This is a genomic window from Novosphingobium sediminis (assembly GCF_007991615.1).
In the GTDB taxonomy this organism is placed as follows: Bacteria; Pseudomonadota; Alphaproteobacteria; order Sphingomonadales; family Sphingomonadaceae; genus Novosphingobium; species Novosphingobium sediminis.
In genome coordinates this window covers 248013-260664 of the sequence record NZ_BJYR01000002.1, presented here as the reverse complement: position 1 = coordinate 260664, position 12652 = coordinate 248013, and the positions used below count along the sequence as shown (strand labels likewise).

The 12652-nt window shown below is 65.2% G+C and carries 9 protein-coding genes; 5 read left to right on the top strand and 4 right to left on the bottom strand.

What is annotated here, in order from left to right; translation table 11 throughout:
• Positions 1 to 125: 125 nt before the first annotated feature.
• The 4 genes from NSE01_RS02210 to NSE01_RS02195 all read left to right on the top strand — a co-directional run bounded on the left by NSE01_RS02210 (position 126) and on the right by NSE01_RS02195 (position 6860).
• Positions 126 to 3152: a TonB-dependent receptor gene (locus NSE01_RS02210; RefSeq protein ID WP_218033230.1), complete on the top strand. Its 3027-nt coding sequence runs from the start codon at positions 126 to 128 to the stop codon at positions 3150 to 3152.
• 131 nt (positions 3153 to 3283) lie between these two features.
• Positions 3284 to 4828, top strand: coding sequence for a tryptophan halogenase family protein (locus NSE01_RS02205; RefSeq protein WP_147157982.1), 1545 nt, complete (start codon positions 3284 to 3286; stop codon positions 4826 to 4828).
• A complete protein-coding gene (locus NSE01_RS02200) occupies positions 4825 to 5697 on the top strand; it encodes an ROK family protein (protein ID WP_147157981.1) in 873 nt (290 codons plus the stop codon). Before NSE01_RS02205 ends, NSE01_RS02200 begins: the two co-directional genes overlap by 4 nt.
• Positions 5694 to 6860: an ROK family transcriptional regulator gene (locus NSE01_RS02195; RefSeq protein ID WP_147157980.1), complete on the top strand. Its 1167-nt coding sequence runs from the start codon at positions 5694 to 5696 to the stop codon at positions 6858 to 6860. The genes NSE01_RS02200 and NSE01_RS02195 overlap by 4 nt, the downstream gene beginning before the upstream one ends.
• Before the next feature lie 224 nt (positions 6861 to 7084).
• On the opposite strand, the gene NSE01_RS02190 is transcribed toward NSE01_RS02195, so the two are convergent.
• The 4 genes from NSE01_RS02190 to NSE01_RS02175 form a co-directional block, all read right to left on the bottom strand.
• A complete protein-coding gene (locus NSE01_RS02190) occupies positions 7085 to 8107 on the bottom strand; it encodes a LacI family DNA-binding transcriptional regulator (protein ID WP_147157979.1) in 1023 nt (340 codons plus the stop codon).
• Between the two features lie 65 nt (positions 8108 to 8172).
• Complete coding sequence (locus NSE01_RS02185) at positions 8173 to 9129, bottom strand: fumarylacetoacetate hydrolase family protein (protein ID WP_147157978.1); 957 nt, start codon at positions 9127 to 9129, stop codon at positions 8173 to 8175.
• Entirely contained in the window at positions 9126 to 9695 is a 570-nt protein-coding gene (locus NSE01_RS02180; RefSeq protein ID WP_147157977.1) for a cupin domain-containing protein, read from the bottom strand. Before NSE01_RS02180 ends, NSE01_RS02185 begins: the two co-directional genes overlap by 4 nt.
• An 85-nt stretch (positions 9696 to 9780) precedes the next feature.
• Positions 9781 to 11322, bottom strand: a complete 1542-nt coding sequence (locus NSE01_RS02175; RefSeq protein ID WP_147157976.1) for an MFS transporter — start codon at positions 11320 to 11322, stop codon at positions 9781 to 9783.
• Between the two features lie 114 nt (positions 11323 to 11436).
• Between NSE01_RS02175 and NSE01_RS02170 the strand changes: the two genes are divergently transcribed.
• Positions 11437 to 12651, top strand: a complete 1215-nt coding sequence (locus NSE01_RS02170) for an MFS transporter (RefSeq protein WP_246134986.1) — start codon at positions 11437 to 11439, stop codon at positions 12649 to 12651.
• Position 12652: the final 1 nt, after the last annotated feature.

Here is a 12652-nt window from a genome sequence, read left to right as displayed (position 1 = left end):
GATCGTATTTCAACCGTGCCACACAGTTCCGGCCAAACTCCCTTCGCGGGCAGCCGGAAAACCAGAAAGGCGGCATCACCCCGGCCAAAGCGGGGGTTGCCGTTCAACTTGCAAGGGGAGAGACCATGTCTGATCGCATCGCACGTCCTGAGACTGTGCTTTCAAGGAACGGGCTTCTGGCCAAGAAGGGCCTCATGGGGGCTGCGTCGATCATGGCGCTGCTGGTGGCGGGCAACGCCGCCGCGCAAGGTGCGCCGCAGCAGGTCGCGCAGGCCGATACTGCCGCGAGCGATGAAGGCGGTGCGCCGATCGTCGTGACCGGCTTCCGCCAGTCGCTGGCCGCCGCGCTTGATGCCAAGCGCAATTCGAACCTCATCATCGAATCGGTGAGCGCAGAGGATATCGGCAAGTTCCCCGATCAGAACATCACGGAATCGCTGCAACGCCTGCCCGGCATCCAGATCGACCGCGAGAACGGCCAGGGCACCAAGGTGCGCATCCGCGGCCTCGAGCAGAACCTCACCGTGCTCAACGGCGAACTGTTCGTGACGGGCCAGGAAGTGTTCAAGGTGGGCGAGGGCAACTTCACCCGCACCGACAGCCTTGAAAGCGTGCCTTCAGAACTGATCGGCGGCGTCGAGGTGTTCAAGTCGCCCAACGCCTCGCTGCTTGAGGGCGGCCTTGGCGGCATCGTCAACCTCAAGACGCGCAACCCGCTCGATCTCAAGAACGGGCTGACCGTGGCGGGCAACGCGCGGCTCAACAAGGCGAACGGCATTGATGGCTGGAAGCCGACCGGCGCGGTGGTTGCGAGCTACAACTTCAACGACAAGATCGGCATCATCCTTTCGGGCAGCTACAGCAAGACGAACGGCCACTACGACATCCTCGGCGGCGAAAACCGTGGCAACTGGGCGTTCGGCGCAGGCCGCCGCGATACGGCGACGGTGCCGACCAACTACTACGCGCCGGAATACCGCTATGTGACCGACCGCGACCAGTACCGCACCCGCTGGGGCGTTTCGGCCGGCCTCGCGTTCCGCCCGACCGACACGCTGAGCCTCGACCTCCAGTACTTCCACTCCGATCTCAAGGTGGACACGCGCGAAGGTTCGGTGAAGTTCCCGTTTGGCCAGGGCGAATCTCTCGGCCTGCTGCCGGGCTACCAGATCAACAGCAACGGCGTGCTGACGAGCGGCACCGTCCGTGCGCAGTCGGCCGAGGCGATCTCGGTGGTGGACGAATCCAGCATCAAATCGGACAACGTGCAGTTCGGCACCAAGTTCGACAACGGCTCGAACTTCCGCGCCAACGTGGAAGCGACTTATTCGAACGGCACGCTGTTCCGCGATGTTGCCAACAACGACGTGCGCTTCACCAAGTACACCGTGCGGCAGGGCGCGGTGGGCGGTCCGCTGCAGGACGGCGTCGCGCTCAACAGCGCGGCTCCGGCGACGTTCGATTTTACCTACAGCAACGGCGATCTGCCCAAGTTCGGAATTGCGCCGGGCAGCCCGCCGGACCTGTTCAGCAACCCGGCCAACGGCTTCTTCAAGTCGCACTGGGCCTTTGGTGACCGCTCGAAGATCAAGGGCCACTCGATCCGCACCGATGTGGCGTGGGATGTCGATCCTTCGGAAAAGGGCAAGATCACGGTGAGCGCCGGCTTCCGCTATGGCCAGCGCACGGTGGACTTCACTTCGGGCCGCTATCTGGCGGATTATTCCGGCAAGGGCGAAATCGACGCGACCAAGATCCCTGCGGCAGAGCGCGTGCCGGGCTTCAACTACAACTACACGCCCTACGGCTACTTTCAGGACGGCGCGATCGGCTACAAGATCTGCGATCTGCCCGAGGCCAACAAGCCCGCAGCCTTTGCCGGGTGCAGCCGCTTCGGCAATTCGCCGGCGCTGATTACGCCCTATGACACGTTCACGAGCAATGCGGGCCGGGTCGAGACGCTGGTCAATCCCAACGTTCCGGGCGGCAAGGTGCTGATCCAGAACCGCGCGCAGATGGTGAACGCGCTCAAGTGGATCCAGAACCTCTATCCCTCCACACCGTTCAGCTTCTTCGAAGATCCGCTCCAGACCTTCTACGTGAAGGAAGAGACCAAGACCGGCTATGTCATGGCCGATATCGGCGGGAAGGATGACAGCTTCCACGTCAACGTGGGCCTGCGCATCGTCAACACCCAGCTCAAGGTGGACCAGAACCAGGGCACGGCAAACCCGACCTACTACGGCACCGACAGCTGGAACGGCGTGGTGAAGGACTTCGACACCTCGAGCGTCCAGCGGTCCTACACCGACTTCCTGCCGAGCGTGAACGTGGTGGTGGATGCGGCGCAGGACATCAAGGTCCGCGCCTCGGCTGCCCGAGTGACTTCGCGCCAGCCGCTGTTCGATCTGGGCCGTGGTTTCGCCACCGACTTCACACGCGATGCGGCGACGGACAAGTTCCTGTTCACCAGCGGCAGCCGCGGCAACGCCAGCCTCGATCCGTTCCGGGCTTACCAGTTCGATCTGGGGGTCGAATACTACTTCGGCCGGCAGGGCCTGCTTTCGGCGGGCGTATTCTGGAAGGAAGTCGACAGCTTCGTCGTCACGCAGACTGTGCCAGTCTTCGTCAACGATCAGAGCGGCGGGCGTGTCGGTCCGGTGTCGCAGCCGGTCAACGGCAAGGGCGGCCGCGTGAAGGGCTTCGAACTGGCAGCACAATATGCCTTCCCGTTCGGCCTCGGCTTCACCGCGAACTACACGTTCTCGGATACCAGCACCGAATTCAGCAACGACTTCCAGTCGGGCCTGCCGCTGCCGGGCGTTTCGAAGCACTCGTTCAACGGGCAGGTCTACTTCGAGAAGAGCGGGTTCGCGGCGCGCGCCTCGTACTCGTGGCGCTCGAAGTCCTACCTCGGCAACTTCGGCTTCGGCGATGGCGGCGTGACGCGCACGCTGGGTATCTATCAGAAGCCCTATGGCCAGCTCGACGGGCAGATTTCCTATCAGTTGACGCCGAACTTCAACGTGTTCCTCGAAGGCATCAACCTGAACAAGGAAAACACCAAGACCTACCTGCAGTTCCCCGAGCTGCCGTTCCGGTATGAATCGGGTTCGCGCCGCGTGTTTGCGGGCGTGAAGTTCAACTTCTGATCCTCTGCTCCACTCCCTCGGAGCCTCTTGGGGGGAGGGCCTTTGCGGGCCTTCCCCCCTTTCTTGTCCGGCCTGGGGTGTAAGCCCTTGTTCCGGAGCCGGATGACCGTCAGCATCGCACCAGAACCATGATGACCCCTGATCCCATACGCTCCATTCTGATCGTCGGCGGCGGCACGGCGGGCTGGTCCGCGGCGGCGCTGCTTTCGGCCGTGCTCGGGCCGTCGGGCTGCTCAATCACGCTGATCGAATCGAGCGACGTGCCCACCGTCGGTGTGGGCGAGGCGACGATCCCGCCGGTGTTCGAGTTTCTTGCGCATTGCGGCATCGATGAGATTGAATTCATTCGCCAATGCCAGGCAACGTTCAAGCTGGCGATCCGCTTTGATGACTGGCTGGAGCGGGGCCATTCCTACTGGCATCCGTTCGGCAATCTTGGAGTCACGATCAACCAGCGGCCGTTTCACCACTATTGGTGGAAGAACAAGGCGGCGGGGCATGGCGAGACCTTTGCCGATCTCTGCCCGGCGATTGCGCTGGCGCAGGACGGCAAGTTTGCGTTTCCGCCGCCCGATGGCAGCTACCCGGGCGGGGCGCTCAACTACGCGCTGCATTTCGATGCGGGGCTGGTGGCCGCGTTCCTGAAAAAGCATTCGACCGCGCGAGGGGTGGCGCACATCGATGCGCGGATTGCCGGGTGCGAACTCGCTGCAGACGGTGCGATTGCCGCGGTACAACTGGCTGACGGACGGCGGATCGAGGCCGATTTCTTTATCGATTGCTCGGGCTTTCGCGGGCTGCTGATCGAGGAAGCACTCCACGCGGGCTATGAGGACTGGACGAGGTGGCTGCCCTGCGACCGCGCGGTCGCCATGCCCACGGCAACCGTTGGGCCGCCCGCGCCCTATACCGTGTCCGCTGCGCACGAGGCGGGATGGCGCTGGCGCATTCCACTGCAATCGCGGGTGGGCAATGGCTATGTCTATTCCAGCCGCCACGTGAGCGACGAGCAGGCGGCCGAGACCTTGCGCGGCGCGGCGGCGGGTGAGGCGCTGGCCGAGCCGCGGTTCCTGCGCTTCACTGCCGGGCACCGCAAGGCGATGTGGGTGAAGAACTGCCTTGCAGTCGGGCTTTCGAGCGGATTTCTGGAGCCGCTGGAATCGACGAGCATCCACCTCATCCACACCGCGCTGAACCGCCTGCTCGATTACTTTCCGGACCGGCACTGCGATTCGGCGCTCAGCGCGGCCTACAACCGCGAGGCGGCGGATGAATACGCGCATATCCGCGATTTCCTGCTGCTCCACTATGTTCCGAACCGGCGGCATGGCGAGCCGTTCTGGGACGAGATCCGCCATAACCCCTTGCCGGACAGCCTTGCGGCGAAGCTTGAACTGTTCAGGCGGACGGGCCGGATCGTTTCGCGGCGGCGCGAGCTGTTTGCGGATATCAGCTGGTTCTTCGTGGCGGCGGGCATGGGCATCGTGCCGGAAGCGCTCGATCCGCTGGCCGATGCCGCTCCGTTTGGCGAGGTGCGCAAGGTGATCGGGCAGATCAGCGAGGTGATGGGGCGCTACCGTCAGGCCGCGCCGACGCATCAGGACATGCTGGCGCGGTTGCTCGATCCCGCACTCAAGGGTCGGCCCAACTTCAAGCAAACGTGGGGCGGGGCATGATCGCCGGCCTCGAACTCGGCGGCACGAAATGTGTCGCGACGCTGGCCGAAGGGCGTGACATCGTCGATCAGCGCCGCGTGTCGACACGGGATGCCGGCACGACGGTGGACGACCTTGTCGCGATCCTTGACGAATGGGTGGCCGCGCATCCGGTTCGGGCCATAGGCGTGGCCGCTTTCGGACCGATCCGCACGGACCGCGCCGCGCCTGATTTCGGCACTTTTCTGGCCACGCCCAAGCCGGGGTGGCAGGGCTTCGGCCTCGCCGCGCATTTGCAGCAGCGTTATGGGCTGCCGGTCGGGTTGGACAGCGATGTGAACGGTGCGGCCTTGGCGGAAGGGCGCTGGGGCGGGGCGCAGGAAATGGCGAACCATGCCTACATCACGGTTGGCACCGGCGTCGGCGTGGGGCTCGTGATCGGCGGGCGGACCATGGCCGGGCGTGCACACAGTGAAATGGGGCACATTTTTGTGGACCGGGCGCCGGGTGACGACACACCGGGGATTTGCCCATTTCACGGCGGCTGCGTGGAGGGTCTGATATCCGGGCCTGCGCTTGCGGCACGCACAGGCAAGAGCGGTGAGGGTCTGGACGAAATGGATCCGATATGGAATCCATTCGTCCATGTTCTTGCACGGCTCGTCCATACCATCGTGTTGACCGGGGTACCTGAACGCGTTGCGTTGGGGGGCGGCGTGCTGGTGAATCGTCCCGCGCTGGTGGCTCGGGTTGATGCTGCTGTGCGCGCGAGCCTTGGCGGCTATGCGCAGGCGCCCTTTACGATTGCTGCACCGCAGCTGGGCGATCAGGCGGGACCGATGGGCGCGCTGGCGATCGCGCTCGATGTGCTGGAGGATGGGGAGGCGTGAATCTGGGGCTGACGCGCAGCGGCTATCGCGGCGCGACGATTGAGGATGCGGGGGCGCACAACACGCAGATCGTGCTGCGCGCGATCCGGGCACAGGGCACGTTGACCAAGGCGGAGCTTGCCCGGCAGACGGGCCTTGCCCATCCCACCGTCACCAATATCACCCGCCGCCTGATGGAGCGCGGCCTGCTGCGCACCGCCGGGATGCAGCGCGGCGGGCGGGGGCAGCCCGCGACGCGGCTCGTCATCAATGCCGAGGGCGCGCATGCCATCGGGCTCAACGTCGACCGCGATCACATCACGATGGTGCTGACAGACTTTGCCGGGACGGTGAAGGCGCGGCTCGATTCCGAGGTCGCCTTTGCCCTGCCCGAGCAGGTGCGCACATTTTATCGCCGCAATCTCGACAAGCTGCTGGCGATGGCCGGGGTCGAGGCAGAGGCCATCACCGGCATCGGGCTGGCGCTGCCTGACGGGCTTGGGGTCGTCGATCTGCCGGGTATGCCGGGCGATTATGTGCAGTGGTCCGCGACCAATCTGGAAGCCTTGTTTGCCGAGCCTTTGGGGAAACCGATCTTCATCGAGAACGATGCGGCGGCGGCGGCGATCGGCGAAATGCAGTTTGGCCGGGGGCAGCGCGAGCAGAGCTTCTTCTACATCCTCATCAGCTACGGCCTCGGCGGCGGACTGGTCGTCGGCGGGCACTATGATCGCGGCGCAGACGGGCGCAGCGGTGAGATCGGGTTCATGGGTGTGCCGGGCGAGGGTGGTGCCGTGGTGCCGCTGCAGTCCATCGTCTCGATAGCCGGGCTCAATCGGCGGTTGCAGCAAGCGGGACGCGCGCCTTTCGCGCAGGGCGAGGCGAGTGCGGCCGATGCGGCGCTCCAGCGCGTGCTTGACGACTGGATCGAGGAATGCGCCCGCGCGCTGGTGCAGCCGCTGGTGGCAGTGAACCTGCTTATCAATCCCGGCGTGGTGCTGGTGGGCGGCCGGCTGCCGATGCCGTTGCTGGAGCGGCTGACCCAGCGGACCAACCTGATGCTGCGCAGCGGTGGGCGGGATGCCCCGGCGATTGCGCCGGTCACGCCCGCTGCGCTGGCCGAAGATGCATCGGCAGTGGGGGCGGCTCTGCTATCGTTCGACGATCTGGCGCTGGCGGACTAGAGCGATCCGTTCCGACTGCATCGAACGGATCACTCTAGGTTATTGTTTTAGAGCGTTTTCCGAGTCACCGGATGATTCCATCTGGTTCGAAAACGCTCTAGGCACGCTCGCCTGGTCTCCATCACCCGCTCATGCTGAGCTTGTCGAAGCATCATACCCGGCGGCTGTGCCAGCATCCTTCGACAAGCTCAGGATGAGCGGGGTATGGAATGGCTGCCGGTCAATCAGCCTGCTTTCGGCGGCGCGGTGCTGCGGCGGATCAGCAGTTCGTGGGCAAGCTGGACGTCGCCCCCCTCCGGTTCGCCCTTGAGGGCGCCGAGCAGCATGTCCATCGCGCGGTAGGCCATGTCTTCCACCGGTTGGCGGATCGTGGTGAGCGGCGGCCAGACGACGCGCGAGATATCGGAATCGTCGAAGCCGACGACTGATAGGTCTTCGGGCACATGCAGGCCGCATTCGCGCGCGGCGGTGATCGCGGCGGCGGCCATGTCGTCGTTCTGCGCGAGGATGGCTGTCGGCCGCGGATCTAGCGCGAGCAGGCGGCGGGCGGCGGCGAGGCCGGAATCGAAGGTGAACTGACCGGATTCGATCAGTTCGGGATGCAGCATGATGCCCGCCTTGGCGAGCGCCTGCATCGTGCCGACAAGCCGCGCGTCTGTGGCGGCGTGGCTGGGATCACCCTTGATGACGCCGATCCGCTTGTGGCCGAGCTTGACGAGATGTTCGGCGGCTTCCTGCGCGGCAGCAACATCGTCCATCGCCACCGAAGCCCCCTGCCCAAGCAGGCGCGTGGGGGAAATGCGCGCAAACGGCATGCCCACCTCACGCAGTTCGGCCATCAGCCCGGCATGATCCGAGGCTGGCGGCGCGAGCAGCACGGCATCGAGCGCGGCGGAGCGCAGCAGCGCGATGATTTCATCCTCGCGCTCGGTAACGGATTCCACCGGCAGCACGACTAGGCGGAAGCGTTCGCCGTGGAGCCGCTCCAGTGCGCCCTTCTGGAGTTCGACGACGTAGCTGGGGCTCGGCTTTTCGTAGACCAGGCCGATCAGGTAGGACCGGCTGCGGACAAGGCCCTGCGCCGCGACATTGGGATGATAGCGCAGTGCACGCATCGCCTCGTGCACCCGGGTTTTTACCGCTTCGGTGACATGGGGCTCGTTGTTGACGACGCGGCTGACCGTCTTGGCCGAGACTTCGGCCATGCGCGCGACATCGACAATGGTGGCCCGCTTGGGTCTGGTCATGGAAGTGGGGCCGCCTCTTGGTGGGAACGCTTGGCATGTTCCTACACCCGGGCGGCCCGGAAATGCTAGGCCTTCGCGACTTCCTGATCGATCATGCCGAACGGAGCGCGGCCCGTATCGTCCACCGCCGTCATCCGCACGGTATCGCCAAAGGCCATGAACGGGGTCTGCGGCGCGCCGTGGGCAATGATCTCGATCGCGCGGATTTCGGAAATGCAGCTGGAGCCGACTTCGGCGTAGTTGGCATTGGAGACCGTGCCCGAGCCGATCACCGTTCCGGCGACAAGATCGCGGGTAAGCGCGGCATGGGCGACAAGTTCATGGAACCCGAAGGCCATCGCGGCGCCATTGGCGCGGCCGACTTCCTTGCCATTCCAGTCGATGATGAGATCGAGGCCGACGCGGCCATCCTTCCACCCGTCGCCGAGTTCATCGGGCGTGACGGCGAAGGGCGCCATCGAACAGGCGGGCTTGGCTTGAACCCAGCCGAAGCCGGTCTTCATTTCGATGGGCGCGATGGCGCGCAGCGACCAGTCGTTGATCTGCACGATCAGGCGGATGTGCTTCATGGCCTCGGCGGCGCTGGTGCCCATCGGCACGGCATCGACGACTACGCCGAATTCGCCCTCGAAATCGATGCCGTGTTCCATGGCGGGGAAGGGCACGGGATCGGCGGGGCCGTAGAACCGGTCCGACAGCCCCTGATACATCAGCGGGCGCTCGTTACCGAGGGGATCGTGGTTGAAGGCCACGGCCATGAGATCGCCATGCGTGGTGAAGGCCGAGCCATCGAGCCACTGCCATGTGCGCGGCAGGGGCGCTGCGAAATCGGCGTCGTCTGTGGTTTCGCCTTCCCCCGCTTCGAGACGGGCCTGAGCGGTTTCGAGCCGGGCCTGCGCGGCGGGCCAATCCTCCATGGCGGAGAGGAGGTTGCCGCCGACGTGCAGTACGCGCGTCCCGTCTGCCGAGACGAGCGCGAGCGCGCCATCGGGCGTCCCATCGCGGAGGGTGGCGAGCCTCATGCCTTCAGTTCCGGAGCAAACTCGCCGTCGATGAGCACGAAGACGATGCGGCAGTTCTTGTCGGACCGGTTGGCCCAGCCGTGGTTGGTGCCGCGCTGGATCACGATGTCGCCGGGGTAAACCGTGGTCTCGCCCTCATCCATGATGAGCACGAGTTCGCCCTCGATCACGATGCCGTAGTCGATGGTTTCGGTGCGGTGCATCAGCGCGTGGCGCGCGCCTTCCTTGGCGGCGTTGGAGGCGTGGCCGGCACCGATTTCGGCGAAGTGCGCGGCGGCTTCCTCTGGCGTCATGTTGCGGATGCCGTCGCCTTCGGGCGGAATGTCGAGCACGCGGATGCGGGTGCCGTTTTTCGGCGGGGCGAGGACGATGCCGGCCTCATGCGGCTCGCCCGAGGCAGCGTCGATGAAGGCGGGGGTCTGCGGCGTGTTCCACACTTCATGGAACATCGGGCCGATCGCGCCGCCGACCTGCTGGACGCGGGGGACGGTACCGTCTTCCTGAATGATCGCACGGCCGGATGCGTCGTGGCCGGTGACCACGCGGCGAACGGATTTCACTTCCATATAATCTCCCGCGATGATTATCTATCTGTTTGGCAGATGGATTTAATTTTATTCCAATCGACAATGCCGATGAATGTCTGCGAGGTCAATCCGCCGCAGGTTTGCGCTCGGCTCCGAACAATGTGGCTGGCAGGCGTGAGACGGCGACGACGGCAATGGAGAGCAGCGCTGCAACCATGATCGCGCCGGGGACCAATCCTGCAAGCCGCGCCGCCGCATCGTGGCCGCCCACCGCGAAGTAAGCCGAACCGACGAGCGCGATGCCCAGCGCGCCGCCAAGCTGCTGCGCGGTGCGCATCGTGGCGCTGGCGGTGCCCGCGTGGGTGCGGGGTACTTCGGAGACGGCGATGGGGCCAAGCGGGCCGGACAGTGTGCCGAAGCCGATGCCGGCGAGGGCGAGTGTGGCGATCAGCAGCGCGCCGCCGGCCACAGCTGCGTGGATCAGTGCGAGTGTGCTCACGATGCCGACCGCCATCAGCATGCCGCCGACCATGGGCAGCAGGCGCCCCATACGGGGGAGCAGGCGCGGAACGAGGAGGCCGACGGCGACCATCACGCCAAGGCCGAAGGGAATGTGGATCAGCGCCGTCTTGAGCGGGGTGAGCGCAAGGCCTTGCTGGAGCGCGACTGCAAAGATCATCAGGAAGCCGACCGAGCCGCTGTTGAACGCCATTGCGGCGATCACGCCGTAGCGGAAGGTGGGGAGCGCGAAGAGGGTCGGTTCGACCATGGCGGGAAGGCCGGCGGAGCGGCGAGCGATGGAACGCCGCACGCCAAGCATCACCGCGCCGAGACCGCCCGCGAAGATTGCGGCAGCCGCAGCCGGTCCGAGGTTCTCATGCGCCTGGATCAGCGCGAAGAGGATGAGGCCGAAACCCAAGGCGAAAAGCGCCGCGCCGGCAAGATCGATGGCGAGGCCGCGATGCTCCTCACCGGTGCGGGGGAGCGTGATGCGGCCCATCGCCAGCGCAAAGAGGCCAACAGGCAGGTTGATGAGGAAGATCAGCCGCCAGCCGAGGCCGAACAGGTTGAGCTCGATCAGGAAGCCGCCGATGATCGGGCCGACGATTGCGGCAAGGCCGATGATCATGCCGAAAAAGGCAAGGCGCTTCACGCGTTCGAGCGGGGTGTAGAGCAGCTGGACGATGGCCATTGTCTGCGGCCCCATCATCGCGCCCGCCGCGCCCTGCAGCACGCGGGCGAGGACGAGCACGCCGGGGGTGGGGGCAAGGCCGCAGAGCGCGGAAGCGGCAACGAAGCTCGCCACACCGCTGAGGAACAGGCGGCGGTGGCCGAACGCATCGCCTAGCCGTCCGCCGAGCAGCAGCAGAGAGCCGAGCGTGAGCAGGTAGCCCGCCACGATCCACTGCATCGCGGCGGGCGATGCGCCAAGGCCATCGCGGATCGCTGGCAGCGCGGTGTTGACGATGGTTGTGTCGGCCACTTCGAGCACGACCGCAGTGAGCACGGTGAAGAAGGCGAGCGAGCGCTGACGGTCATCGAGTTCGTGCGGCAACTTGCTGCCTGAGGCCGCGGCCGGTGCCGCCTGATGCGCTGTCATTGCCTTGTCGTTGTCCCCGTCAGCCGCCCGTGGCGGAATGTCTGCCGAGGCTGCACGCTCGGTCAAATTAAAATCATGCTTCTATTATGCGCGGATGTCGCCTATGGTCAAGCGTACGGCGCAGGTTATTGTGAGAATGACAGCTCACCTGCGGCACAAAAATTGTTTCGGGAGAATACCTTGGCAAGTACACCGATGGCCGGGCGCAAAGCCGGCTTGCCGCAGGGCCTGACCGTCATCATTGCGGGCTTCCTGCCGATTCTGGCGATCGTGACGATGTTCCCGGCGATCCCGGCCATCATCGGCCACTTCGCTCCGACCGATCCGACCGCGCCGACCAAAGTGCCCTCGATGGTCACCGCGCCGGGACTGACGATTGCGCTGGTGGCGCTGTTTGCCGGTCTGATGGTCGACCGCTATGGACGGCGGAAGCTGCTGCTCGTCTCGACCTTCTTCTACGGCCTGATCGGCGCGGCGCCGTTCTTCCTCGAGAACCTCAACGTCATCTATGCCTCGCGCCTGCTGCTCGGGCTGTGCGAGGCGGTGATCCTGACCACGGTCAACACGTTGATCGCCGATTATTGGCCGGATGACGGCCGCCGCAAGTGGCTGGCGCTGCAGGGCCTTGTCGGGCCCGCGCTTTCTTCGGTGATGATCTTCTTTGCCGGCACGATGACGGCGTGGCGCTGGAACGGCATCTTCCTGCTTTATCTGCTCGCGGTGCCGATCTGGGCGGCGATGGTACGCTGGATGTTCGAACCTTCGAGCGATGCGACCGTGCGCATGATGCTCGGCATGGACGAAGAACGCGCGGATGGGTTCCCCTGGAAAGCGATGCTCGGCATTGCCGGGCTCACGCTGTTCACCTCGGCTATCTACTATGTGTTCATCGTCAATGGCGCGACGGTCTGGCAGGAACTGGGCGTCACCGATCCGCAGAGCATCGGCCAGATCACCGCACTGCCGACGCTGTTCATTCTAGTTGGTGCGACGCTGTTCTGGTGGCTGGGCGCGAAGGGTGTCGGCTCGCCCACGCTGATTGCGATCTTCCTTGGTTTCCTCGGCGCGGGGCTGGCCGCGATGGGGCTGGCTCACGATTGGAAGGGCATGATCCTTGGCATGGCGCTGCAGCAGACGGGGGCAGGCATGGCGATCCCCACGCTGATCGCATGGGCGCAGAGCCAGCTGCCGTTTGCACATCGCGGGCGCGGCATGGGGATCTGGACGGCGACGTTCTTCTTCGGGCAGTTTTCCTCGCCGCTGCTGGTGAGCGTGCTGCGCGGCGCGATGGGGACGATGCAGGGCGCGTTCCTGGTGGCGGGAATTGTCAGCGCGGTGGGCGCGGTTCTGCTGCTGGCGGTGCTTTCGGGATCGGCACGGAAAGCGGCGGCCTGAT

Excerpts from the sequence above, each read along its gene's own strand:
- NSE01_RS02210 (WP_218033230.1), top strand. The coding sequence starts at position 126 with ATGTCTGATCGCATCGCACGTCCTGAGACTGTGCTTTCAAGGAACGGG.
- NSE01_RS02205 (WP_147157982.1), top strand. The coding sequence starts at position 3,284 with ATGACCCCTGATCCCATACGCTCCATTCTGATCGTCGGCGGCGGCACG.
- NSE01_RS02200 (WP_147157981.1), top strand. The coding sequence starts at position 4,825 with ATGATCGCCGGCCTCGAACTCGGCGGCACGAAATGTGTCGCGACGCTG.
- NSE01_RS02190 (WP_147157979.1), bottom strand. The coding sequence starts at position 8,107 with ATGACCAGACCCAAGCGGGCCACCATTGTCGATGTCGCGCGCATGGCC.
- NSE01_RS02185 (WP_147157978.1), bottom strand. The coding sequence starts at position 9,129 with ATGAGGCTCGCCACCCTCCGCGATGGGACGCCCGATGGCGCGCTCGCG.
- NSE01_RS02180 (WP_147157977.1), bottom strand. The coding sequence starts at position 9,695 with ATGGAAGTGAAATCCGTTCGCCGCGTGGTCACCGGCCACGACGCATCC.